Annotated in this window: 21 protein-coding genes; 1 reads left to right on the top strand and 20 read right to left on the bottom strand. The window is 71.8% G+C overall.

What is annotated here, in order from left to right:
• Positions 1–14: 14 nt before the first annotated feature.
• The 3 genes from hisB to hisD are packed head-to-tail and all read right to left on the bottom strand — an operon-like array spanning position 15 to position 3,051.
• Complete coding sequence (gene hisB, locus M3T53_RS05105) at positions 15–620, bottom strand: imidazoleglycerol-phosphate dehydratase HisB (RefSeq protein WP_272433403.1); 606 nt, start codon at positions 618–620, stop codon at positions 15–17.
• Complete coding sequence (locus M3T53_RS05100) at positions 617–1,732, bottom strand: histidinol-phosphate transaminase (protein ID WP_272433401.1); 1,116 nt, start codon at positions 1,730–1,732, stop codon at positions 617–619. Before M3T53_RS05100 ends, hisB begins: the two co-directional genes overlap by 4 nt.
• Positions 1,729–3,051: a histidinol dehydrogenase gene (gene hisD / locus M3T53_RS05095; protein WP_272433400.1), complete on the bottom strand. Its 1,323-nt coding sequence runs from the start codon at positions 3,049–3,051 to the stop codon at positions 1,729–1,731. The genes M3T53_RS05100 and hisD overlap by 4 nt, the downstream gene beginning before the upstream one ends.
• A 131-nt stretch (positions 3,052–3,182) precedes the next feature.
• On the opposite strand from hisD, the gene M3T53_RS05090 reads away from it, so the two are divergent.
• Positions 3,183–3,416 carry an RNA-binding S4 domain-containing protein gene (locus M3T53_RS05090; RefSeq protein WP_272433399.1) on the top strand — a complete coding sequence of 78 codons (234 nt, stop codon included), beginning with the start codon at positions 3,183–3,185 and terminating at the stop codon, positions 3,414–3,416.
• Positions 3,417–3,424: 8 nt separating this feature from the next.
• Here the strand turns inward: M3T53_RS05090 and dnaE are convergent, their stop codons facing one another.
• The 17 genes from dnaE to M3T53_RS05005 all read right to left on the bottom strand — a co-directional run bounded on the left by dnaE (position 3,425) and on the right by M3T53_RS05005 (position 23,466).
• Complete coding sequence (gene dnaE, locus M3T53_RS05085; protein ID WP_272433398.1) at positions 3,425–6,979, bottom strand: DNA polymerase III subunit alpha; 3,555 nt, start codon at positions 6,977–6,979, stop codon at positions 3,425–3,427.
• A 26-nt stretch (positions 6,980–7,005) separates the two neighbouring features.
• The gene (locus tag M3T53_RS05080) at positions 7,006–7,506 is read right to left on the bottom strand and encodes a GNAT family N-acetyltransferase (protein ID WP_272433397.1); all 501 of its coding nucleotides are present in this window, start codon (positions 7,504–7,506) and stop codon (positions 7,006–7,008) included.
• On the bottom strand, positions 7,503–8,423 hold the full coding sequence (locus M3T53_RS05075; protein ID WP_272433396.1) for an RluA family pseudouridine synthase: 921 nt from the start codon (positions 8,421–8,423) through the stop codon (positions 7,503–7,505). The genes M3T53_RS05080 and M3T53_RS05075 overlap by 4 nt, the downstream gene beginning before the upstream one ends.
• Positions 8,420–8,938 carry a signal peptidase II gene (gene lspA / locus M3T53_RS05070; RefSeq protein ID WP_272433394.1) on the bottom strand — a complete coding sequence of 173 codons (519 nt, stop codon included), beginning with the start codon at positions 8,936–8,938 and terminating at the stop codon, positions 8,420–8,422. Before lspA ends, M3T53_RS05075 begins: the two co-directional genes overlap by 4 nt.
• 84 nt (positions 8,939–9,022) lie before the next feature.
• Positions 9,023–9,652, bottom strand: coding sequence for a DivIVA domain-containing protein (locus tag M3T53_RS05065; RefSeq protein ID WP_272433393.1), 630 nt, complete (start codon positions 9,650–9,652; stop codon positions 9,023–9,025).
• Between the two features lie 207 nt (positions 9,653–9,859).
• A complete protein-coding gene (locus M3T53_RS05060) occupies positions 9,860–10,183 on the bottom strand; it encodes a YggT family protein (protein WP_272433392.1) in 324 nt (107 codons plus the stop codon).
• Positions 10,184–10,185: 2 nt separating this feature from the next.
• Positions 10,186–10,656 carry a cell division protein SepF gene (locus tag M3T53_RS05055; RefSeq protein ID WP_272433697.1) on the bottom strand — a complete coding sequence of 157 codons (471 nt, stop codon included), beginning with the start codon at positions 10,654–10,656 and terminating at the stop codon, positions 10,186–10,188.
• 36 nt (positions 10,657–10,692) lie between these two features.
• The gene (locus M3T53_RS05050; protein ID WP_272433391.1) at positions 10,693–11,514 is read right to left on the bottom strand and encodes a polyphenol oxidase family protein; all 822 of its coding nucleotides are present in this window, start codon (positions 11,512–11,514) and stop codon (positions 10,693–10,695) included.
• 2 nt (positions 11,515–11,516) lie between these two features.
• A complete protein-coding gene (ftsZ, locus tag M3T53_RS05045; protein WP_272433390.1) occupies positions 11,517–12,755 on the bottom strand; it encodes a cell division protein FtsZ in 1,239 nt (412 codons plus the stop codon).
• Between the two features lie 141 nt (positions 12,756–12,896).
• The gene (locus M3T53_RS05040) at positions 12,897–13,934 is read right to left on the bottom strand and encodes a cell division protein FtsQ/DivIB (RefSeq protein WP_272433389.1); all 1,038 of its coding nucleotides are present in this window, start codon (positions 13,932–13,934) and stop codon (positions 12,897–12,899) included.
• Complete coding sequence (murC, locus tag M3T53_RS05035) at positions 13,931–15,331, bottom strand: UDP-N-acetylmuramate--L-alanine ligase (protein WP_272433388.1); 1,401 nt, start codon at positions 15,329–15,331, stop codon at positions 13,931–13,933. The genes M3T53_RS05040 and murC overlap by 4 nt, the downstream gene beginning before the upstream one ends.
• Positions 15,328–16,455 (bottom strand): UDP-N-acetylglucosamine--N-acetylmuramyl-(pentapeptide) pyrophosphoryl-undecaprenol N-acetylglucosamine transferase, encoded by a 1,128-nt coding sequence (locus tag M3T53_RS05030; protein WP_272433387.1) that lies wholly within the window; start codon positions 16,453–16,455, stop codon positions 15,328–15,330. Before M3T53_RS05030 ends, murC begins: the two co-directional genes overlap by 4 nt.
• A 26-nt stretch (positions 16,456–16,481) precedes the next feature.
• Positions 16,482–17,759, bottom strand: coding sequence for an FtsW/RodA/SpoVE family cell cycle protein (locus M3T53_RS05025; RefSeq protein WP_272433386.1), 1,278 nt, complete (start codon positions 17,757–17,759; stop codon positions 16,482–16,484).
• Complete coding sequence (gene murD, locus M3T53_RS05020) at positions 17,746–19,191, bottom strand: UDP-N-acetylmuramoyl-L-alanine--D-glutamate ligase (RefSeq protein ID WP_272433385.1); 1,446 nt, start codon at positions 19,189–19,191, stop codon at positions 17,746–17,748. The genes M3T53_RS05025 and murD overlap by 14 nt, the downstream gene beginning before the upstream one ends.
• Entirely contained in the window at positions 19,188–20,279 is a 1,092-nt protein-coding gene (gene mraY, locus M3T53_RS05015; protein ID WP_272433384.1) for a phospho-N-acetylmuramoyl-pentapeptide-transferase, read from the bottom strand. The genes murD and mraY overlap by 4 nt, the downstream gene beginning before the upstream one ends.
• Complete coding sequence (locus M3T53_RS05010; RefSeq protein ID WP_272433383.1) at positions 20,276–21,685, bottom strand: UDP-N-acetylmuramoyl-tripeptide--D-alanyl-D-alanine ligase; 1,410 nt, start codon at positions 21,683–21,685, stop codon at positions 20,276–20,278. The genes mraY and M3T53_RS05010 overlap by 4 nt, the downstream gene beginning before the upstream one ends.
• Positions 21,686–21,732: 47 nt before the next feature.
• On the bottom strand, positions 21,733–23,466 hold the full coding sequence (locus M3T53_RS05005) for a peptidoglycan D,D-transpeptidase FtsI family protein (RefSeq protein ID WP_272433382.1): 1,734 nt from the start codon (positions 23,464–23,466) through the stop codon (positions 21,733–21,735).

Genomic DNA, 23,466 nt, shown 5'->3' with positions numbered 1-23,466 from the left:
GCGGGCCACGGCGCTCAGAGCGCGCCCTTGGTCGACGGGATCCCGTCGACCCGGGGGTCCTTCTCGACGGCCGTGCGCAGAGCCCGCGCGAGGGCCTTGAACTGGGCCTCGACGATGTGATGGGGATCGCGCCCGGCGAGAACCGTCATGTGCAGGCAGATCCCGGAGTTGAAGGTCAGGGACTCGAAGACGTGACGGGTCATCGACCCCGTGTAGTGGCCGCCGATCAGGTGGTACTCCTGACCGGCGGGCTCGCCCGAGTGGACGACGTAGGGGCGGCCCGCGACGTCGACGACGGCCCGCGCGAGGGCCTCGTCGAGGGGGACGGTGGCGTCGGCGAAGCGGCGGATCCCCCGCTTGTCCCCCAGGGCCTCCTTGAGGGCCAGGCCCAGGCAGATCGCCGTGTCCTCGACCGTGTGGTGGACGTCGACGTCGATGTCGCCCTCGGCGCGGACGGTCAGATCGATGAGGGAGTGCTTGCCCAGGGCGGTGAGCATGTGGTCGTAGAAGGGGACCGACGTCGAGATGTCCGTGCGGCCGGTGCCGTCGAGGTCGAGTTCAAGGTGGATCCTCGATTCCGAGGTCGCCCGGTCGATGACGGCGGTGCGGGGGGCGTTCATGCGGTGATCTCCTCGAGTGCTGTGGTGAAGGCGCGAGTCTCCTCGGGGGTGCCGACGCTGACGCGCAGCCACCCGTCGGGCCCAACGACGCGGATGAGGACGCCCCGGTCGAGCAGGGCGCGGAAGACGGCGTCGCGGTCGTCGAAGCGTCCGAAGAGGACGAAGTTCGCGTCGGAGTCGAGGGCGTCGAAGCCCTTGGAGCGCAGCCAGTCGACGAGGCCGTCGCGCTCGGCGCGCAGGCCCGCGACCTGGGCCATGAGCTCGTCCCTGTGGCGCAGGGCCGCCAGGGCGGCCGCCTGGGTGACGGCGGACAGGTGGTAGGGCAGTCGCACGAGCATGACGGCGTCGATGATCCGCCGGTCGCACGCCATGTAGCCCAGGCGCAGGCCCGCCATCCCGAAGGCCTTCGACATCGTCCGGGAGACGACGAGGTGCGGGTGGTCGGCGAGCAGCTCGAGGGCCGAGGGCACCCCGTCGCGGCGGAACTCCCCGTAGGCCTCGTCGACGACGACGAGGGAGGCGCTCGGCCCCCCGTCGACGAGCGGGCCCGTTCCGGCGGCGAGATCGAGGACGCGCCGCTGGTCCTCGACGGGCAGGGATGTGCCCGTCGGGTTGTTCGGGCTGGCCAGGAGCACCACGGAGGGCCGCTCGGCCCGCAGGATCCGCTCGACCTCCTCGAGGTCGAGGCAGTGGTCGGCGCGCCGGGATCCCTGGACCCACCGGGTGCTCGTGTCCCGCGCGTACTCGTGGTACATCGAGTAGGTCGGAGCGAACGAGACGACGGTGCGGCCGGGGCCGCCGAAGGCCTGGAGGATCTGGGTCATCACCTCGTTCGACCCGTTGGCGGCCCAGATGAGCGCGGGGTCGAGTCGCACGCCGGACTCGGCGGCGAGGTAGTCGGCCAGTGCCGCTCGCAGCTCCGAGAAATCCCGGTCCGGGTAGCGGTTGAGGCCGGCGGCGGCCCGCGCGACGGACCGGGCGATGTCGTCGACGACGTCGGGCGAGGGGGCGTAGGGGTTCTCGTTGACGTTGAGGCGCACGGGAACGTCGAGTTGCGGGGCGCCGTAGGGCTCGAGTCCGGCGAGGTCGGCGCGCACGGGCAGGCGGGTCATCGGCGTCCTCCCCGGGCGCGGCGGATCCGGGCGGCGGCCCCGTGGGCGGGCAGGCCCTCGGCCTCGGCCAGGGCGACGAGGTCGTCGGTCAGGGCGTCGAGGGCGTCCGCCGTGTACTCGACGACCTGCTGGCTGCGCAGGTACTGGGTGACGTTGAGCCCGGAGGCGAAGCGGGAGGTGCCCCCGGTCGGCAGGACGTGGTTGGATCCGGCGACGTAGTCGCCCAGGGGCACCGGCGAGTAGGGGCCGACGAAGATCGCCCCGGCGTTGCGCACCCGCAGGGCGTCCTCGCGGGCGTTCGCCGTGTGGATCTCGAGGTGCTCGGCCCCGTAGGCGTCGACGACGCGCAGACCCTCGTCGAGGTCGTCGACGAGGACGATGCCGGACTGGGGGCCGTCGAGGGCGGTGAGGATCCGCTCAGTGTGGAGGGTCCGGCGGGCCTGGATGGCGATCTGCTCGTCGACGGCGTCGGCCAGGGCCGGCGAGTCGGTGACGAGGACGGAAGCGGCGGCCGGGTCGTGCTCGGCCTGGCTGATGAGGTCGGCGGCGACGAAGACGGGGTCGGCGGAGTCGTCGGCGAGGACGGCGATCTCGGTCGTGCCCGCCTCGGCGTCGATGCCGACCTCGCCCTGGACGAGGCGCTTGGCGGCGGCGACGTAGATGTTCCCGGGGCCCGTGACGACGTCGACGCGGGCGAGCTCGTCGTCGCCGTCGACGACGCCGAGGGCGAGGGCGGCGATCGCCTGGGCACCGCCGACCGCCCACACCTCGTCGATCCCCAGGAGGGCGCAGGCCGCGAGGATCGTCGGGTGGGGCAGGCCCGAGAAGTCCGCCTGCGGCGGGGAGGCCAGGGCGATGGAGCCGACGCCGGCGACCTGGGCGGCGACGGCGTTCATGACGACGGACGACGGGTAGACGGCCAGACCCCCGGGGACGTACAGGCCGACGCGGGAGACGGGCAGCCACCGCTGGACGATGGTGCCGCCGGGGACGATCGTCGCCTCGGCGCCGACGGGCATCTGCTGGGCGTGGCCGATGCGCGCGTGCGCGATGGCGGTCTCCAGCGCGGCGCGCACGGCGGGGTCGAGGCCCGCGAGGGCGTCGTCGAGGGCACGCGCGGGCACGCGCAGCCGCTCGGGGCGGACGCGGTCGAAGCGCTCGGCGAGCTCGTAGAGGACGGGGGCCCCCTCGTCGCGGACCCGATCGATGATCGGGGCGACGACCCGGGCGGCCCCGGCGGTGTCGAGGGCGGCCCGGGGCAGGACGCGGGCGAGTTCTGCGGCCGAGACGCGTCGGCCGGTCAGATCAATGCGCTTCATGGTGCCAGGGTAGGCGATGATCGTCGTCGACGGCCCCGACAACCGGGGCGCGGACCGCCGGGCCGCTGGGATCCCGCGCCGATGGGATAATGGCCGGCGACCGCGTCCGCCCTCGTCCGTTGGAGGAGATCATGCCCGAGCCCCCCGTTGTCGACGTCACCGGCGAGATCAGGCTCGGCCAATTCCTCAAACTCGCGGGCCTGGCCGAGGACGGCGCCATGGCGCGCGCCATGGTCCAGGGCGGCGACGTCGTCGTCAACGGCTCGATCGACACCCGCCGGGGGCACCGGCTCGCCGACGGCGATCTCGTCGAGGTGGACGCTCCCGGGGGGCTCCTCGCCGCGCGCGTGCGCGTCGTCGGCTGACCGGCCGATCAGCCCCCCTGGTTCATCACCCCGTCGAGTCCGACGACGGCCTTGACATGGGAGAAGAACGCGCTGGATTGGGCGACTCTGAGCTTCGGGTCGAGCTCGACGACCGTCGTGCGCCCGGGCTCGCGCAGGTGGAGGCGCACCGGCGACCCGCCGGGGAAGGCCTCGAGGACGCCGCGCAGGCGGGTGAGCAGATCGGGCGTGCACCTGGAGGTCGCCAACTGGAGGTCGAGGGGCAGGTCGGAGCCGTCCGACAGGTCGAGGAGCGTCATCGACTGGCCGTAGACGGCCATCCCCTCGTCCCGGACGTTCACCTTCCCCTCGACCTGGACGATGATGTCCTGGGCGAGGTAGGACTGGATCGTGTCGTAGGAGCGCGGGAAGAACAGAACCTCGACCGAGCCCGACAGGTCCTCGATCGTCGCGATCGCCCACGCATTGCCCTGCTTGGTGACCTTCGTCTGCACTCCGGACACGAGCCCCGCGATCTTGACGACGCGGTCGGACATCGTCGACGGGTCGTCCGCGCCGACGACCTGGGCGATCTCGACGTCCTGATAGCGGGCGAGCGACGACTCGACGCCGCGCAGCGGATGGTCAGACACGTACAGGCCGAGCATCTCGCGCTCCTGGGCGAGTTTGAGCTTGCGGTCGAACTCGGGCACGTCGGGGATCTCGATGGCCAGCGACGAGCCGCCCCCCGCGTCGTCGTCGAGGCCGCCGAACAGGTCGAACTGCCCGACCGCCTCGTTGCGCTTGACGTCGATGATCGCGTCGATCGCCTCGTCGCACCGGGCGAGCATCGCGCGTCGGGTATGCCCCATCGAGTCGAATGCGCCTGCCTTGATGAGGGATTGGATCGTCCGCTTGTTGCACACGACCTGGGGGACTTTGTCGAGGAAGTCCTGGAAGGAGGCGAACCTGCCCTTCTCCTTGCGGGTCTGGACGATCGCCTCGACGACGTTGGCGCCGACGTTCTGCACGGCGTTGAGGCCGAAGCGGATCGCCTCGCCGTCAGGGGCGAAGTTGCCCAGGGAGGCGTTGACGTCGGGCTGGAGGACCTCGATGTCCATGTGGCGGCATTCGGCCAGGTACAGGGCGCGCCTGTCCTTGTTGTCCTTCGTCGAGGTCAGCAGGGCCGCCATGTACTCGGTGGGGAAGTTCGCCTTGAGGTAGGCGGTCCAGTAGGAGACGAGCCCGTAGGCCGCCGAGTGGGCCTTGTTGAAGGCGTACGCGGAGAAGGGGACGACGACGTCCCACAGGGCTTGGATCGACTCCTTGGAGTAGCCGTTGTCGAGCATGCCCTGCTGGAAGCCCTTGAACTGCTGGTCGAGGACCTCCTTCTTCTTCTTGCCCATCGCCTTGCGCAGGATGTCGGCCTGGCCGAGCGTGTACCCGGCGAGCTTCTGGGCGATCTGCATGACCTGCTCTTGATAGACGATCAGGCCGTAGGTCGTGCCGAGGATCTCCTCGAGGGGCTCGGCGAGCTCGGGGTGGATCGGGACGATCTCCTGGCGCCCGTTCTTGCGCAGGGCGTAGTTCGTGTGCGAGTTCGCGCCCATGGGGCCGGGCCGGTAGAGGGCGCCGACGGCCGAGATGTCCTCGAAGTTGTCGGGCTTCATGAGCTTGAGCAAGTCGCGCATCCCGCCGCCGTCGAGCTGGAAGACGCCGAGGGTGTCCCCGCGCGACAGCAGCTCGTAGGTGGCCTTGTCTGCCGTGTCGAGGTGGTCGAGGTCCGGGTCGGGCTTGCCGTTGAGGGCGATGTTCTCCAGCGCGTCCGAGATGACCGTGAGGTTGCGCAGGCCGAGGAAGTCCATCTTGAGCAGGCCGAGGGTCTCGCACGTCGGGTAGTCGAACTGGGTGATGATCGCCCCGTCCTGGGGGCGCTTCATGATGGGGATGATGTCGGTGAGGACGTGGGAGCTCATGATGACGGCGCACGCGTGGACGCCCCACTGGCGGGTCAGGCCCTCCAGGCCGAGGGCGTAGTCGACGACCTCGTGGATGTCGGGGTTGTCCTCGTAGAACTTGCGGAACTCGGTGGCCTCGGCGTAGCGCTTGTCCTTCTGGTCGAAGATGCCGTGGACCGAGATGTCCTTGCCCATGATCGCCGGGGGCAGGGCCTTGGTCAGCTGCTCGCCGACCTTGAAGTCCCTGCCGAGGATGCGCGCGGAGTCCTTGAGGGCCTGCTTCGTCTTGATCGTCCCGTAGGTGACGACCTGGCTGATCCGGTCCTCGCCGTACTTGCGCTTGACGTACTCGATGACCTCGTCGCGGCGGCGCTCGTCGAAGTCGACATCGAAGTCGGGCATCGAGATGCGCTCGGGGTTGAGGAACCTCTCGAAGATCAGGCCGTGCTCGAGGGGGTTGAGCTCGGTGATCTTCATCGCGTAGGCGACCATCGATCCGGCACCCGAGCCTCGCCCAGGGCCCACGCGGATCCCCTCGGACTTGGCCCAGTTGATGTAGTCGGCGACGGTGAGGAAGTAGCCGGGGAACCCCATCGAGATGATGACGTTCTGCTCGTACTCCGCCTGCTTGCGCACGTCGTCGGGGATCCCCTGGGGGAAGCGGTCGTTGAGGCCGCGCTCGACCTCCTTGATGAACCACGAGGTCTTGTCCTCGCCCTCGGGCACGGGGAATTCCGGCATGTAGTTCGCGCCCTCGGCGGTCGTGGTGAAGGAGACCTCGCAGCGCTCGGCGATCTCCAGGGTGGAGTTGCACGCCTGGGGGAGCTCCTTCCAGATCTCGCGCATCTCCTCGCTGGGGCGGATGTAGTAGCCGTCGCCGTCGAATTTGAAGCGGTCGGGGTCGTTGATCCGCGATCCGGAGTTGATGCACAGGAGGGCGTCCTGGATCTTGCGGTCCTCCCGCTTGACGTAGTGGGCGTCGTTGGTCGCCACGAGCGGGGCCTTCATCAGCTCGGCGAGCTCGAGGAGCTGCTTCTGGGTGCGCCGCTCGAACTCGATGCCGTGATCCATGAGCTCGACGTAGAAGTTCTCGGGCCCGAAGATGTCGCGCAGCTCCGCGGCCTCGCGGACGGCCTCGTCCCACTGCCCCAGGCGCAGGCGGGTCTGGACGGCGCCCGAGGGGCATCCGGTGAAGACGATGAGCCCCTCGTGGAACCGGCTCAGGAGCTCTTTGTCGGCGCGCGGCCACTTGCCGAACTGGCCCTCGGTGGAGGCGTACGAGCCGAGCCTGAAGAGGTTGTGCATCCCCTGGGTCGAGTAGGCGATGAGCGTCAGGTGGTTGTACGAGCCCGAGGCGGACACGTCGTCGCCGCGCTGCCAGGGCTCCCCCCACGTGACCTTCTGCCGGTCGAAGCGGCTGGTCCCCGGCGTCACGTAGGCCTCGAGGCCGATGATCGGCTTGACGCCGGCCTTGACGCAGTTCGAGTAGAAGTCGTAGGCGCCGAAGAGGTAGCCGTGGTCGGTGAGGCCGATGGCGGGTTGCCCGAGACGGGCGGCCTCCTCGGCCATGGCCTTGGTCTTCGCCGCCCCGTCGAGCATCGAGTACTCGGAGTGGTTGTGCAGGTGGACGAAGGAGTCTGTAGCCATGTGTCAGATCGTAGCCTCCGAGGCTCTCACCTGGAGAGGGTGCCCTCGATGCTGCGGGCCATCTCGACGTGCTCGATGCCGGCGTCCATGAAGACCTCGCCGCTCGTGATCGCGTACCCGAGGGCCTCGTAGAAGCCGCGGGCGCGCACCTGGGCGTCGAGGAGGACGAGCGCCGACCCCCCGACCGGGGTTCGCGCCGCGATGGCCGCGTGCATGGCCTCGACGAGGGCGGCGCCCACGCGCCGGCCCCGATGCCCGGCGAGGACGGCGATCCTGCCGAGGTGGTAGCGCCCGGGGGCGTCGGGGATGATCCGGCAGGTGCCGACCGTCAGGCCGCTGGGGTCGACCGCGTTGAGGTGGACGACGTCGTCGCGCATGTCCCTCGCGTCGATCTCGAGGACGAGGGGGCAGCCCTGCTCGACGACGAAGACCTCCCAGCGCACCGCCAGGGACGCGAGGCGCTGGTCCCGCGTCGTGGCCTCGACGACGCGCACCTGCGCGCCGGGGGCCGGCGTCGGCCCGTTCATCGCCGGGCCTCCCGCAGGCGGTCGAGGGCGCGGCGCAGATCCTCCGGGTAGGGCGACCGGACCGTCGTCGCCAGCCCAGTCCTCGGGTGGGAGAACCCGAGCTCGACGGCGTGGAGCCACTGCCGGCCGAGCCCGAGCCTGTCGGCCGCGACGGGATCGGCCCCGTAGAAGACGTCGCCGACGCACGGGTGGCCGACAGCCGCCATGTGGACGCGGATCTGGTGGGTGCGCCCGGTCTCCAGGTGGATGTCGAGGAGGGCCGCGCCGGCCATGAGCTCGAGGGTGTCGTAGTGGGTGACGGCCCTCTTGCCGCCGTCGACGACGGCCATGCGCCACTCGCGCGAGGGGTGGCGCCCGATGGGGGCGTCGATCGTGCCGGAGGCCGGATCGGGGTGGCCGGCGACGACCGCGTGGTAGATCTTGCGGACCGTGCGCTCCTTGAACGCCCTTTTCATCACCGAGTAGGCGAGTTCGGATTTCGCGACCATCATCGCGCCGGACGTCCCCACGTCGAGGCGGTGGACGATCCCCTGGCGCTCGGGCGGGCCGTAGCCGGTGATCCGGTAGCCCGCGGCTTCGAGGTTGCCCAGGACGGTCGGCCCGTCCCATCCGGGGCCGGTGTGGGCGGCGACGCCGACGGGCTTGTCGACGACGACGAGGTCGTCGTCGTCGTAGAGGATGTCCATGCCGGTCACCGGCGCGGGTGCGTCGTCGGGTTCGGGGATCGTCACCTCGAGGAGGTCGACGGCGGTCAGGCGATCGGATTTCGAGGCAGGGGCCCCGTTGACGAGGACGAGGCCGTCGGCGGCGAGGTCGGCGCAGCGGCTGCGCGACATGCCGAGCATCCGCGACAGGGCGGCGTCGACGCGCTCGCCGACGAGCGCGTCGGGGACGGGCAGGATCCGGGGCCGGGTCATCGGCGCTCACGACCGCCGTCGGCGCGATCTTGCCGGGAGGTGAGGACGAGGGCGAGCCACGCGGCGGCGACGACGATCCAGATGTCGGCGACGTTGCCGACGAACCAGCCGTTGTAGTTGATGAAGTCGACGACGTGCCCCTGACCGATGGCGGGGGGCCGGACCATCCGATCGATGAGGTTGCCGATGGCGCCGCCGGCGAGGAGCCCGATGGCGGCTCGCGCGCTCATCGACGGGTGGGCGCGCCAGACGAGCACGAGGCCGGCGAGGATGAGGACGGTGAAGACCGTGAAGACCCAGGTCGACCCCGCCCCCAGGGAGAAGGCGGCCCCCGAGTTGTGGACGAGCTGGAGGGTGAGGAGATCCGAGACCAGGGGGACCCGCTCTCCTTCGGTGAGCCCGTTCAGGGCCCACTGCTTGGTCGCCTGATCGGAGGCGACGGAGATGAGAAGGAGGGTGAGCCCGACGATCGCGGACCCCCGATCGGCTCGTCGAGCAGTGGTCCGGGTCATCATCGTGTGCGTCCTCCAACGGGTCTGGCGCGTCGATGGCGGTGGCGCTCACCGCGCCACCGCCATCGACGAGGGGGGAAAAGGGACTCAGGCCTCGCCGCCCGCGTTGATCTCGGAGAGCAGGGTCTCCAAGTGCCCGCGCAGATTCGAGCGGTACTCGGACTCGAAGGTCCGCAGCTCGTTGATCTTCGTCTCGAGGAGGCCGCGCTCCTGGTCGAGCTGGGCGAGGATCGTCTCGTGCTGCTTCTGCGCGTCGGCGATGATCTCGTCGCCCTTGGCGCGGGCCTCGGCGACGATCCGATCGGACTCCTCCTTGCCGTCGCGCACGTACTCGTCGTGGACGCGCTGGGCGAGGGCGAGCATCGAGGTCGCGGACTGGGCCGACTCAGACATGGGCTGCTCTTGAACAACCGGGGCCTCGACGACGGGCTCTTCGACGATCGGCGCCGCGGCCACGGGCTCCTCGACGACCGACGCCGCGACGGGGGCGGGCTCGTGGTCGGCGGGGGCCGGGGCCTCGTCGTGGGAGAGCTCGGCGATGCGGCGCTCGGCCGCCTCGAGCTTCTCCTTGAGGTCCTGGTTCTCCATCTGGAGCGTGTAGATCGTCGAGACGACCTCGTCGAGGAACTCGTCGACCTCGACCTGGTCGTATCCCTCGCGGAACTTCACGTACTGGAATTTCTTGTTGAGGACGTCCTCAGTGGTGAGCAGAGCCATTTCCTCGCCTCTCGGTCTTAGGGGTGCGATACGCGGCGAAGCGGTACTCCTGCGCGCATCTCAGCGCCCTCAATGTCGAGCGCCGATTAACACAACACGTTGATGATAGCCGACTCCGCAACACCGGCACCACTAATCACCCCAGTTCACAGGACATTCATCCGAAACAGCCCTCCGCCGGGCGTCGGCCAGGGCCGTCCGCCTCGCTCAGAACATGGCCTGGAGGGCCCCGCCGATGTTGCGGACGAGGAGCACCGCCAGGAAGAGCACCATGAACCCGACATCGAGGGAGACTCCTCCGCTCAGGCGCAGCGGCGGGATGTAGCGGCGCAAGAACCTGAGCGGGGGGTCCGTCAGCCAGTAGAGGGCGTTGGCGACCGGAAGGAGGACGCCCGCTGGACGCCATGACGGGGAGAGGAGCCGCACCCAGTCGAGGATCATCCGCACGATGAGGACGAGGAGGTAGAGGCCGGCGACGATGCGGATCGCGCCGCCGATCAGGCTGATGAGGTCTGCGATGATCGCGAGCACGATCAGCCGAGGGTGTACAGGGGGCCGCGGTGGCCGTTCTTGGTCGACCCGCACACCTCGACGGTGCTCGGCGACAGGAGGAAGACGCGGTTCGTCACCCGCTCGAACGCACCGTGCAGGCCGAAGGTCAGGCCGGCCGCGAAATCGACGAGACGGCGGGCCTCGGGCTCGGCCAGCTCGGTGAGGTTGATGATGACGGGGGTCCCGGCGCGGAAGGCCTCGCCGATGAGCATCGCGTCGGAGTAGCCCTCGGGGTGGACGGTGACGATGCGCGACAGGTCCGCGGCGGGCTCGGCTTCGGCGCGGGTCTCGGGGCGCTGGATCCGCGAGGGGGCGACGCGGTCGAGCGGCGCGACCTCCGCCAGCGGCGCGGGCTCCTCGTACTCGTCGAAGCGGTCGTCGACGTCGAGGTCGTCATCGGCGGGAGCCCAGCCGAAGAAGTTGCGTGCCCGTGCACCGAAAGATTCGCTCATCATGTCCTCCTGACCCGTGAAGCGGCACTGCACAAACTAATGCGCCGATCGACGAGGGGGCCGCAGGCGCGCCGACGGGGTGCTCAGATCCGGGGGGGCCGCGGCGATGACGCTCGCCTGGCGCCCGCATCCGGGGTCGCGCCGGAACGAGTGGAGGAGCGGGTCCTCGCGGGTGCAGCGCGGATCGGCGTCGACCCGGCATCCCAGGCCCGTCAGGCGCCCGACGGCCGCTGCGACGAGATCGAGGGAGGCGGTCCCCCACGTCGTCCGCGCCGCCGCCCCGGGCAGAACTCCCGCGGCCTCGTCGCGCATCGCGTCGGGGACTTCGTAGCATCCCGCGCAGATCGACGGGCCGATGAGCGCGTCGATCCGCGTCGCCCCGAGCTCGCGGAGGATCTCCACCGCTCGATCGAGGATCCCGCCGACGAGTCCGCGGCGCCCGGCGTGAACGGCGGCGACGAGGCCGCCGCGGTCCGCGGCGAGCAGGACCGGCAGGCAGTCGGCGGTCATCACCGCGACGGCCGGCGCTGAGGGCCAGTCCCGGGCGTCGACGACGAGGCCGTCGGCGTCGATCGGCCCCCACTCCCCTCCCGCGCGCTCCCCCACGCGGACGCCCTGCCCGTCGACGGTGGCCTCGAGGCCGCCGTCGACGGGGCGCAGGAGGGCGACGCGCGTCGAATGCGTCTGCTCCATCCATGCGACGGGGGCGCCGATGGTCTCGCGGACGGCTCCGCGTCGGCGGTGGACGGCCTCGGGGTCGTCGCCGACGTGCAGTCCGAGATTCCCCCGGTACGGGTCGGCGCCCGGACCCGCCTGAGTCAGGAGGATCCGGGCGCCGCCCAGGGTCAGGCTCTCCACCGTCAGCGGAGGAAATCGGGCACGTCGAGATCGTCGACGGCGTCGGCCTCCTCGTCGAAGACGCGGGGGACCTCCAGCGACTGATCGGCATTGCGGATCGGCTCGACGCGGGACCGGTCCCGCGTCTGGGCCGACGGCATCGCGGCGGCGCGGGTCGGCACCTCGGGGGCGGCCCGGTGGGCGGGGGCCGCCGGCGGGACCTCGCCGAGGGGACGCTCGGTCTGGGCGGCGGGGGCGGCCGCCGGCGCGGGGCGCATCGAGGGGGCGGCCGCGGTCTGGGGGGCGCGGGCCTCGGGGCTCTCGTCGAATCCGGCGGCGATGATCGTCACGCGGATCTCATCGCCGAGGGCGTCGTCGATGACGTTGCCGAAGATGATGTTCGCCTCGGGGTGGGCGGCCTCGCGCACGAGCTGCGACGAGTGGTAGATCTCCTGAAGGCCGAGGTTCGACCCTCCCTGGAAGAACATGAGGACCCCGTGGGCGCCGTCGATGGACGCCTCGAGCAGCGGCGAGGAGATCGCGGTCTCGACGGCTCGCAGCGCGCGGTCCTCCCCGGTCGCGGCGCCGATGCCCATGAGGGCCGACCCGGCGTCCTTCATCACGGACTTGACGTCGTTGAAGTCGACGTTGATGAGGCCGGGCGTGGTGATGAGCTCAGTGATGCCCTGGACACCGGATAGGAGGACCTGATCGGCGGCCCGGAAGGCGTCGAGGACGGAGATGTTCGAGTCGGAGATCTCCAGGAGGCGGTCGTTGGGGATGACGATGAGGGTGTCGACCTCGTCGCGCAGGGTCTCGACGCCGGTCTCGGCCTGGGCGGCGCGGCGATTGCCCTCGAAGGAGAACGGGCGGGTGACGACGCCGACGGTCAGGGCCCCCGCGTCGCGGGCGACCTTGGCGACGACGGGGGCCGCGCCCGTGCCGGTGCCGCCGCCCTCGCCGGCGGTGACGAAGACCATGTCGGCGCCCTCGAGGGAGGCGCTGATCTCATCGATGTGGTCCTCGGCGGCCTTGCGGCCCACGGAGGGGTCCGCTCCCGCCCCGAGGCCGTGGGTCAGGTCGCGGCCGATGTCGAGCTTCGTCTCGGCGTCGGACATCAGGAGGGCCTGGGCGTCGGTGTTGACGGCGATGAACTCGACGCCCTTGAGCCCGACCTCGATCATCCGGTTGACGGCGTTGACCCCGCCCCCGCCGACGCCGACGACTTTGATCACTGCGAGATGGTTCTGCGGTGCGGCCATGTGCTGCTCTCCCCCGTTGTCATCGACCTTCAACCTCAAGTCGAAGGTTGATGTTCGGTCGTGTGTGTGGCGCGCACAAGGTAGGCGCGACCCCACCCCCCTTCAAGGAGGCGCGCGGGCGTGTCGAGCGTCGGCGACCCCTCAGGACGTCACGGGATGCGTGGGGGCGGACACGTCGTACACGGAGGCGGGCCGCTGATCGATGAGGATCGCCAGGACCTGGGCCTTGAGCGCGCTGTCCTCAACTGTCCCCCATGAAACGACCGCGCCCGACGCGAGGAGCAGGCGGATCGTCGACCCGTCGGCCTCGACCGAGCCGACGAGGCCACGGACCGACTCGTCAAGCGCCGCCCACACCTCCAGGGCGTCGGCCGCCGCCCCCGCCCGCGTCTCGTCGTCGGGCAGCACCGCCTGCGGCAGGCCCGCGGGGGTCTCCGGGACCTCCTCGAAGGCGACGCCCTCGTCGTCGACCAGCCAGTAGCCGGACTGCCCGGTCGTGAACATCACCGCCGTCCGCTGGACCACCGCGATCTCCAGCCCCGTCGGCCATCGCCGCTCGACCCGCGCGTCCTTGACCGCCGGAAGGGCCTCGACCGCGGCCCCCACCTCTCCCGCGTCGAGGCGCGTCAGCGGAACGCCCGCGTAGGGGGCGACCGACGACACCACCTGATCGACCGTCACCGACGTCCCATCGACCCCCGTCACCTCGATATTCGACGCCGACAATGCGAACACCGGGGAGAAGAACGCGACCCACGCCGCCACGACGACGACGCCGAGCGCGACGGCGCCCGTCAGGACCCTGTTGAGGCGCAGCATGGTCCGCGCCCGCCGCCTCTCGCGCCGGCGATCGGCGATACTCACCGCCGCCCGGGAGGACGAGGCCGGCCCGAGGACCGCCGCCGCGTCCCCCTGCCCGATCGGACCGGACAGGCGCCGCACCGGCCCGCGCCTCGTCGCATCGGGCCGAGCCGGCGCGCGGCCCCCCGCCGGGGTGCCCTGCAGGGGCGTGACGTGCTCGTCGCGCCGCTCGTCGCCGCCCCGACCGAGGACCGAGCGCCGATTTACCCGCGGCCCCGCCGCAGCCCCCTCCTCTGCGGCCGGCGAGATCGCGGCACGCCCCTCCTCCCGGTTGCGCCCGTCGGAAGCGGCGGGGCGCCTCGGACGAGGGGGCCTCACCGGCCCTCCTCCATGCGCCGCCACTCCTCGAGGGCGTCGTCGGCGCACGTCGTGATCGACCCGGCCCCCATGAGCATCAGTATCCCGCCAGGTTCGACGCCGCGGGCCGCCGAGCGGACGGCCTCGTGCATGTCCTCGACATAGCGCGCCCCCTCGACGCGCTCGGAGATCAACGTCGCGTCGACTCCCGGCTCCGGATCCTCGCGCGCCGCGTAGACGTCGGTGAGCACCACCCGGTCCGCCCCGGCGAGCGCCTCGGCGAACCTCTCGGCGAAGATCCGGGTCCGCGAGTACAAGTGGGGCTGGAAGACGACGCACACACCGCCGTCGCCGGCGACGAGACGGGCCTGCGCGATGGCGGTGGCGACCTCCGTCGGATGGTGCGCGTAGTCGTCGACGAGCCGGCGCCCGCCAACCTCCCCGCGCGTCTCGAAGCGCCGGGCGGCCCCGGTGAACGCCGTCAGGGCCCGCGCCATCGCCTCCGGGGCGATCCCCACCTCGACGCCCGCGGCCCACGCGGCCGCCGCGTTGAGGACGTTGTGCTCGCCGGGCACCGACAGCGCGAGCTCGACCCGGTCGTCGCCGCGCACGAGGACCGCGGCCGCGCCCGCCTCGCGCGCATCGACCCCGTGGATCTGCACATCCGGGGCGATGAGGGAGCGCTCGGGGCGCCCGTAGGCCACGACGCGACGTCCCCGCCCGGCAGCCGTGCGGGCCAGGCGGGCAGCCCCCTCGTCCTCGGCGCAGACGATGAGGAGCCCCCCGTCGACCAGGCGGTCGGAGAAGTCGACGAACACCCGCTCGAAGGCCTCGCGAGTCCCGTAGCGGTCCAGGTGATCCGGTTCGACATTGGTGACGATCTCGACGGCCGGCCGGTAATTGAGGAAGGAGCCGTCCGACTCGTCGGCCTCGGCGACGAAGACGTCCCCGGACCCCAGGTGAGCGCCCGAGCCGAACTGCGGGAGTGTCCCGCCGACGGCGACCGACGGATCCGCGCCCGCCTCGCGCAGGGCGACCGCCAGCATCCCGGAGGTCGTCGTCTTGCCGTGCGCCCCCGCGACCGCGACGAAGCGCATCCCCGACGCCGCCGCCGCCAGCGCCTCGGAGCGGTGGACCACCTCCTGGCCGCGCTCGCGGGCCGCGACCAGCTCCGGATTCGTCGAGCGGATCGCCGTCGAGACGACGACCGTCGAATCCTCGGGCACGTGCGCGCCGTCATGGCCGACGCGCGCGTCGACGCCCAGGGCGCGCAGCCGCTCGAGCACCGGCGACTCCGCGCGGTCCGAACCCGACACGCGGGCGCCGCGCGCCGCCAGGAGCTCGGCGACCACCGACATGCCCGCCCCCCCGATCCCGATGAGGTGGTAGGAGCCTCGCACGGACGTCGCGTCGTTCATCGCCGGATCCTCCCCTCGGCGGCGTCGATGACGAGATCGGCCAAGGCGCGCGCCGCGTCCGTCCCGCCCAGGTCGCGCGAAGCCCGCGCCATCTCGACGAGCCGGTCGGATCCGACGAGCGGCCACACCCGCGTGCGGACCGCCTCGGCGGTGAAGTCGTCGTCGTCGACGAGGACCGCGCCGCCGGCCCCGACGTGGTCGCGGGCGTTGAGGCGCTGCTCCCCGTTGCCGATCGGCAGCGGCACGTAGACGCAGGGCAGGCCCAGCGCCGTCATCTCCGCGACCGTCCCCGCGCCCGACCGGCACACGACGAGGTCGGCGACGGCCAGCGCGTCCTCCATCGTCGTCAGATAGTCGAGGACGAGCCACCGGTCGGCCGCCCCCGCGGCAGCGATGGCCTCGCGCACGGGGGCGTCCTTGCCGCGCCCCGTCAAGTGGACGACCTGGGCGCCCTCGGGCAGGTCGCGCGCCGCGGCCGCGACCGCCTCGTTGAGGCGCACAGCCCCCAGGGACCCCCCGGTGACGAGGACGGTCGTCCGGCTCGGGTCGATGCCCAGGCGCGCGGCCGCCTCCTCGCGTGCCCCCCGCGCCGCGTCGGGATCCTCCCGGCGCCGCGCCAGGTCCGCGATCGCCGGGCGCAACGGGAGGCCGACGACCTGCGTGCGCCCCGCGCGCGCGGCCAACGGGGTCGAGGCGAAGGTCAGGGCGACGACGGCGGCGCGACGGGCCCCGACCCTGTTGGCCAGGCCCGGGCGGGCGTTCTGCTCGTGGACGACCACGGGGACGCCGAGCCTGGCCGCGGCCCGGTAGGCGGGCGTTGACACGTAACCGCCGAACCCGACGAGGGCGTCGGCCCCCGCGAGGGCCTCGGCGCAGCGGTCGACCGCCCGACGCCAGCGCGGGACGAGGGTGAGGAGCTGAGCGGAGGGGCGTCGAGGGAGGGGGACCCGGGGGATCGTCACGAGGTCGAGCCCCGCGGCGGGGACCAGCCGGGCCTCGAGGCCCTCCTCGGTGCCGATGACGGTCACATCGCATCCGGAGGCGACGAGTTCGTGGGCGGTGGCCAGGAGGGGATTGACGTGCCCGGCGGTCCCGCCCCCCGCCATGACGATCCGTGCGCTCATTATCGGTCCTCCTCGGTGCGATGGCGTCAGCGGGCCTTCCGGCGCCTCGGCGCGACCCTCGGGTCCCGCCCGGCCCAGGCCTCGTCCGGCCCTCCCCACATTTTCATTCCCGCCCGACCGCGAGCCAGCGAGGCGACCACCCCGACCGCGACCGCGGTGAACAGGAACGATGACCCACCATAGGACACGAGGGGCAGGGGGACCCCGATGACGGGGCCGATGCCGGTGACCGACATGATGTTGATCACCGCCTGGGCGCCGATCCACGAGGCGACGCCGCCGGCGATCATCGCCGAGAAGAGCGTCTGGGCCTCGCGGCACACGCGCACCGCGCCCCACACGAGCAGCCCGATGCACAGGAGGACCGATAGGGTTCCCAGGAGGCCGAACTCCTCGCCGATGATCGCCAGGATGAAATCCGTGTGCGCCGCCTGCAGATAGTTCCACTTCTCCCGGGAAGCCCCGGGGCCCAGACCCGTCAGGCCCCCGGCACCGAAGGCCCACCACGAGTGGTCGATCTGCTCGGGCGCGGACAGGTCCCTGGGCGGGCGCATCCCCGGGAGGACGGCGAGAACGCGCTTAATGCGCGTCGGGTTCGAGGCGACGATGAACCCGAGGACCGGAACGACGAGCAGGCCGATGTTGCGGAACCACGCCCCCTTGAGCCCTCCGACCCACAGGCACCCGACGGCGGCCGAGAAGACGACCATCATCGTGCCCAGGTCGTGCCCGAGCATGACGTCCACGAGGGAGACGACGACGGGCAGCCCGACGACGACGCCCATCTGGCGCCAATCGCCGATGCGCGTCCCCCGGCGGTCGACGAGGCGGGCGAGGACGACGACGAGCGCCAGTTTGAGGAACTCGGAGGGCTGGAAGGCGGGCAGGCCCGGGAGCTTCACCCAGTTCGAGTTGCCGCCGGCCGACAGGCCCAGCGGAGTGACGACGAGGGACTGGAGGATCAGCGCGCCGACGAACACCGGGACGGCGACTCGGTAGAAGACCCTCGCGGGGACCATCTGGGTGAGCGCGGCCAGGAGGACCGCGACGACGATGACGCCGAGGGGCTTGAGGTACGCCAGGTACGGGTCCTCCCCGTCGGCGATGTTCGTCACCGCCTGGGCCGAGAAGCCCATGACGAGGCCGAACAGCGTGAGGATCAGGGCCGGCACGACGACGAGGTAGTAGGTCGTCACCGGATTCGGCTCGCGCGGGGCCGAGTCAGGATCGCCGAAGGCCACCCGGGGCAGGCGCTCCCGGGGGATCCTCCACGTCAGGTCGCGCAGCCGCCTACGCCGGGGCATGGGGCTCCCCCCACTGCTCGGCGAGGCGCCGGACGGCGTCGGCGAAGGCGTCGCCGCGCTGCCCGTAGTCGTCGAACTGGTCCCACGAGGCGCACGCGGGGGCGAGGACGACGGTGTCTCCCGGCCGCGACAGGGCGACGGCCTCGTTGACGACGGAGAACATCCAGTCCTCGTGCCCGTCGACCTCGACGACCGGCACCCGGGGGGCGCCGGAGGCCAGGGCGGCCAGCTGGGGCGCGCGGTCCTCGCCGATGACGACGACGCCGCGCAGGCGCGGGGCGACGCGCTCGACGAGGCCGGTGAAGTCCTGGCCCTTGGCGTCGCCCCCGAAGATCCACACGGCGGTGGCGTCGGGGATCCCGGCGAGAGAGGCGGCGGCGGCGTGGGCGTTCGTCGCCTTCGAGTCGTCGATCCACGTCAGGTCGGCGGCGCGGGCGACGACGGCGCGCCGGTGTCCGGAGGGCCGGAAGGCCCGCAGCCCCTCCTCGACGGCCTCGGGGGCGACGCCGTGGGCGCGGGCCAGGGCGGCGGCCGCCAGGGCGTCCATGACGACGGCCGGCGTCGGCCGGGGGCCGTAGGCGCCCTCGAGGTCCGTCAGGTCGGCCAGCCGCAGGGCGCTGGTGCGCCGGTCCTCGATGAAGGCCCGGTCGACGATCATCCCCTCGACGACGCCGAGCATGGAGACTGCGGGGGCGTCCAGGGCGATGCCGATGGCGCGCGCCCCCTCGACCACGTCGGCCCCCTCGACCATCGCCTCGACGCGCCGGTCGTGGGCGGGGTACACGCAGGCGACGCGCGTGTTCTCGTAGACCCTGGCCTTGTCGGCGGCGTAGGCCTCGACGGTCGAGTGCCAGTCGAGGTGGTCGGCGTCGACGTTGAGGCACACCGACGCCCGGGGGGACACGGTGCGGCACGTGTGGAGCTGGAAGCTCGACAGCTCCACGGCGAACACGCTCGCGTCGGAGTCGATGGCGCGGGTGATCGGCGTGCCGATGTTGCCGACCTCGAGGACCTCCTCGCCGGCGGCGCGCAGGATCGACCCGAGCATGCCGACGGTCGTCGTCTTGCCGTTGGTGCCGGTGACGACGAGCCACGGGCGGCCCGCATGGGGCCCGTCCTCCTGGAGGCGCCAGGCGAGCTCGACCTCCCCCCACACGTCGATGCCGGCCGCGGCGCAGCGCGCGAAGACCGGCGAGCGAGCGGGCACGCCCGGGGAGACGACGACGAGGTTCGGGGCGGCCTCGACGACGAGGTCGGCCATGCGTTCGGCGTCGGGCTCGACGACGACCGGGACGGACGCGATCGCGGCGTCCGCCGGTCCGCTGGGCTCGCGCGAGTCGAAGGCGACGACCTCGCGCCCCCGGTCGACGAGGGCTCGGGCGGCGCTGCGGCCCGACGAGCCCCAGCCGATGACGGCGACGGGGCCGGTCACAGCCTCGACACCCACTCGGCGTAGAACAGGCCGGCCCCGGCGATGGCGAAGATCGCCGCGACGAGCCAGAAGCGGATGACGATCGTCACCTCCTGCCATCCTGTGAGTTCGAAGTGGTGGTGGAGGGGCGCCATCCGGAAGACGCGCCTGCGCGTCATCTTGAACACGGAGATCTGGATGACGTCGGACAGGGTGACGGCGACGAAGAGGCCGCCGATGACGATCGCGAGGAACTCGGTGTGGGTGAGCATCGACAGACCGGCGACGGCCCCGCCCAGGGCGAGCGCGCCGGTGTCGCCCATGAAGATCTGCGCCGGGGAGGCGTTCCACCAGAGGAAACCGGCGAGGGACCCGACGAGGGCGGCGGAGAAGATCGCCAGGTCGAGGGGGTCGCGGGTCGTGTAGCAGGCGGACGCGTTCTCCAGCCCGTCCCCGATCCCGCAGGACTGGAGGCGCTGGAAGTAGGCGATGAACGTGTAGGCGCCGAAGACGAAGATCGAGCATCCGGTCGCCAGCCCGTCGAGGCCGTCGGTGAGGTTGACGGCGTTCGACCAGGCGGCGACGACGAAGTTCGTCCACAGGAGGAAGAGGATCGCGCCGACGATCAGCCCCGCGGCGGCGAAGGTCAGGGCCGTCGGACGGGTGACGGAGACCGCCATGGACGCCGGGGTGACGCCGTCGTGGTTCGGCCGGCTCAGAACGGCCCAGGCGAAGAGCGAGGCGACGCCGATCTGGCCGAGGAGCTTGGCGCCGGCGTGCAGTCCCAGGGAGCGCTGACGCATGATCTTGATGCCGTCGTCGAGCAGCCCGATGGTCCCCAGGCCGACGACGAGGAAGGCCAAGCAGGCTCCCGACCAGGAGGGGCCGACGCCCGCGATGGACGCGCCGATGATCCAGGCGGCCACGGCGGCGACGATGATGACGAGCCCCCCCATCGTCGGGGTCCCGCGCTTGGTCAGGTGCTGGGTGGGGCCGTCCTGACGGATGAACTGGCCGTACTGGTGTGTGACGAGGTAGCGGATCAGCAGGGGCGTCGTCCCGATCGACAGCCCCATGGCGATGATGAAGGCGGCAATGATCCCGATCATCGACGGGCCCCCCTGTCCTGGAGCGCGTCGGCGACGCGCCACGAGTGCGATCCGTACGATCCCTTGACGAGGACCGCGCATCCGTCGGCGAGGGCGTCGAGGAGGGCCGCGACGGCCTCGTCGACGCCGGCGGCGCAGATCCCCGTGACGGACGGCCCGGCGCCGTCGAGGTAGTGGGGGGCGTCGTCGCCCAGGGCGATGAGCGTCGAGACGCCGGCGGCCGCGGCGATCCGGCCGACCTCGCGGTGGGCGTCGGGGCTCGTCGGCCCCAGTTCGAGCATCTCGCCGAGGACGGCGATGCGGGGGCGCCCGCGCCCGATGGCCGCCAGGGCGTCCAGCGCGGCGCGCATCGAGTCGATGTTCGCGTTGTACGAGTCGTCGATGAGGGTCAGGGCCGTGCCGTCGACGACGAGGTCGCGCACGTCCATCCGGTGTGGCGACAGGGCGGTCGCCGCGTTGAGGGCGTCGACGATCCGCGGCAGGCCCATGCCGAGCGCCCGGGCCCCGGCGATGGCCGCCAGGGCGTTGTGGACGTGGTGGGCGCCGACGAGCCCCAGCCGGATGGGGGCGGAGCCCTCGGGGGCGATGACGGTGAAGGCGGCGTGGCCGGAGCCGTCGATGTCGACGTCCTCGGCGCGCACGTCGGCGTCGGAGCGGCCGCCCGCCGAGAAGAGGACGACGGGGCCGGTGGCGAGGGGGGCCATCGCGAGGACGTTCGGGTCGTCGGCGTTGAGGATCGCCGGGGCGCCCGGGCGCGAGCCGCGGATCAGTTCGGCCTTGGCCTCCGCGATCCCCTCGACGGACCCGAAGCCGCCGAGGTGGGCGTGCCCGACCATGAGCTCGATGGCCGCGTCGGGGGCGGCGATCGACGTCAGATAGGAGATGTGCCCGGGGCCCGAGGCTCCCATCTCGAGGACGAGGTGGCGGGTCGTCTCGTCGCACGACAAGACGGTCAGCGGCATCCCGACCTCGTTGTTGTAGGACAGGCGGGGGGCGACGGTCGGCGCGTCGGCGGAGAGGATCTGCAGGAGGAGGTCCTTCGTCGTCGTCTTCCCCGCCGAGCCGGTGACCGCGATGACGTCGAGGGGCCCCCGGTCGCGCAGGTCGTCGAGGTGGGCGCGGGCGAGCAGGCCGAGCGCCCGCGTGGAGTCGTCGACGACGATCTGGGCGAGGCCGTCGGCCTCGTCGAGGGGGACGGCCTTCTCGACGACGACGGCGACGGCGCCGGCGCGCCGGGCGGCGGCGACGTAGTCGTGGCCGTCGGAGGTCTCGCCCCTGCGGGCGATGTAGAGGCTCCCGGGACCGGCTTCGCGCGAGTCCGTGACGACTGGTCCGACGACCAGGGTCTCCTCGCCGTGGTGGGTGCCGCGAACCGCGCGGGCGATCCACTCGGTCGACCGGTGCATGGTCCTCCCTCCGGGGCCTGGCCCCTGGTGCCTCGTCGTGTCGGTGCTCACGGGTTCGTCGGGTAGAGCTCGGCGGGCTGCGCCGAGGCGGGGATGCCGAGGCTGCGCACGGCGGTCTCGGTGATGTCCCCGAAGAGGGGCGCCGACGAGTCCGACGAGATCACTGCGACCTTCGGATTGTAGAGCACGACGGAAATGGCGAGCCGAGGCTCGTCGGCGGGGACGATCCCCGCGGTCGTCGACACGATCCCGTGCTCGCCGCCGATGATGATGTCGGCGGTCCCCGTCTTGACGGCGAGCCGGTAGCCGTCGACCCTGGCGGTGCTCGCGGTACCGGTGTCGGCGGCGACGACCGATTCCATCATCGTCAGGAGCTGCCGGGAGTGCTCGGCGGTGATCGCCTGAACGGGTTCGGCGGGCGCGGGCGCCTCGACGGTGCCGTCGGGGTTCGTCCAGGACTTGACGATCCTCGGGGGCAGGCGCACTCCCCCGTTGCCGATCGTCGCCATGACGGACGCCTCCTGCAGGGCGGTCATCATGTAGGCCTGGCCGAACATGTTGACGTAGCGGTCGCGCCCGACCCAGTCCTGCCAGGGCGGCACGAGCCCGGGGGATTCGCCGGCCAGTTCGATGCCGGTGCCCTGGCCGAGCCCGAAGGCGGTGAAGGTCTCGTGGCGCTGCTCGTCGGAGAGCTTCTGGCCGATGAGGACGGTCCCGGTGTTCGACGATTCGGCGAGGATCCCGGTGGCGGTGAGGGTTTCGACCTCGTGCGGGTGGAAGTCGGTGATCGGGCCTCCGGCGTCGGGCAGGTCGAGGGTGTCGGGGACCGTGAAAGGGGTGGTCGGAGTGATGGCCCCGTGGTCGAGGGCGGAGGCGATGGTGAGGACCTTGCCGACGGATCCGGGCTCGAAGGCGTACTGGACGGCCGCGACGGGCTGGGGTTTGGCGTTGTCGGGCTCGGTGGACCCGGAGTCGGCCATGACGAGGATCTTCCCGGTGGAGATGTCCTCGATGACGACGGCCCCCCATTCGGCCTCGTGGCGGACGACGCGCTCGTCGAGGAGGGCCTGCACCTGGTGCTGGAGGTCGGCGTGGAGGGTAACGCTCAGGGAGGCGCCGTCGGTGGGCTCGACGAGGGTCTTCTTGGCCCCGGGGATCACGGCCCCGTTGGGGGCGATCTCGTAGCCCTCCTCGCCGGCGACCCCGGTGAGGAGGGTGTCGTATTCGGCTTCCAGGCCGGACGAGCCGATGCCCTCGGCGTTGACGGTGCCGATGACGGGGGCGGCGACGTTGCCGTTGGGGTAGGTGCGCTCGTAGACGGCCTCGGCCTCGATCCCGTAGATGTCGAGGGCGCGGATCTGCCGGTAGGTGACGACGTCGACGTGGCGCTTGACGTACTGGTAGGTGGAGTCTCCGACGAGGAGCCCGCCGACCTCGGCCTCGCTCATCCCCAGGAGCGGGGCGAGTTGGCGCGCCGCTTCGGCGGGACCTCGGCCGATGACGACGCCGTCGTCGTCCCGGTGGATGTAGGAGGCGATGTTGACCTGGTTGACGGCGAGGTCGTAGGTGAGGATCGAGTCGGCGAGGACGACGCCGGTGGCGTCCTCGATCCGTCCTCGTTTGGGCTCGATGGCGGTCGAGCGGGTCCGCACCGCCTGTCCTTCGCTGGCGAGGGTGGGGCCGATGACGATCTGGAGGTAGACGAGCTGGCCCGCGCAGATCACGAGGGCGATGACGGTCGCGATGAGGATCCATCGGGATCGTCTGTTCCTGGTCGTCAT

Source organism: Actinomyces sp. B33 (assembly GCF_028437565.1).
GTDB lineage: Bacteria > Actinomycetota > Actinomycetes > Actinomycetales > Actinomycetaceae > Pauljensenia.
Note: the sequence above shows the minus strand (reverse complement) of the source record. Positions and strands in the feature narration are given on the sequence as shown.

Coding starts and splice junctions, on each gene's coding strand:
- hisB (WP_272433403.1), bottom strand. CDS start 620: ATGAACGCCCCCCGCACCGCCGTCATCGACCGGGCGACCTCGGAATCG.
- M3T53_RS05100 (WP_272433401.1), bottom strand. CDS start 1,732: ATGACCCGCCTGCCCGTGCGCGCCGACCTCGCCGGACTCGAGCCCTAC.
- hisD (WP_272433400.1), bottom strand. CDS start 3,051: ATGAAGCGCATTGATCTGACCGGCCGACGCGTCTCGGCCGCAGAACTC.
- M3T53_RS05090 (WP_272433399.1), top strand. CDS start 3,183: ATGCCCGAGCCCCCCGTTGTCGACGTCACCGGCGAGATCAGGCTCGGC.
- dnaE (WP_272433398.1), bottom strand. CDS start 6,979: ATGGCTACAGACTCCTTCGTCCACCTGCACAACCACTCCGAGTACTCG.
- M3T53_RS05080 (WP_272433397.1), bottom strand. CDS start 7,506: ATGAACGGGCCGACGCCGGCCCCCGGCGCGCAGGTGCGCGTCGTCGAG.
- M3T53_RS05075 (WP_272433396.1), bottom strand. CDS start 8,423: ATGACCCGGCCCCGGATCCTGCCCGTCCCCGACGCGCTCGTCGGCGAG.
- lspA (WP_272433394.1), bottom strand. CDS start 8,938: ATGATGACCCGGACCACTGCTCGACGAGCCGATCGGGGGTCCGCGATC.
- M3T53_RS05065 (WP_272433393.1), bottom strand. CDS start 9,652: ATGGCTCTGCTCACCACTGAGGACGTCCTCAACAAGAAATTCCAGTAC.
- M3T53_RS05055 (WP_272433697.1), bottom strand. CDS start 10,656: ATGAGCGAATCTTTCGGTGCACGGGCACGCAACTTCTTCGGCTGGGCT.
- ftsZ (WP_272433390.1), bottom strand. CDS start 12,755: ATGGCCGCACCGCAGAACCATCTCGCAGTGATCAAAGTCGTCGGCGTC.
- murC (WP_272433388.1), bottom strand. CDS start 15,331: ATGAACGACGCGACGTCCGTGCGAGGCTCCTACCACCTCATCGGGATC.
- M3T53_RS05030 (WP_272433387.1), bottom strand. CDS start 16,455: ATGAGCGCACGGATCGTCATGGCGGGGGGCGGGACCGCCGGGCACGTC.
- M3T53_RS05025 (WP_272433386.1), bottom strand. CDS start 17,759: ATGCCCCGGCGTAGGCGGCTGCGCGACCTGACGTGGAGGATCCCCCGG.
- mraY (WP_272433384.1), bottom strand. CDS start 20,279: ATGATCGGGATCATTGCCGCCTTCATCATCGCCATGGGGCTGTCGATC.
- M3T53_RS05010 (WP_272433383.1), bottom strand. CDS start 21,685: ATGCACCGGTCGACCGAGTGGATCGCCCGCGCGGTTCGCGGCACCCAC.
- M3T53_RS05005 (WP_272433382.1), bottom strand. CDS start 23,466: ATGACGACCAGGAACAGACGATCCCGATGGATCCTCATCGCGACCGTC.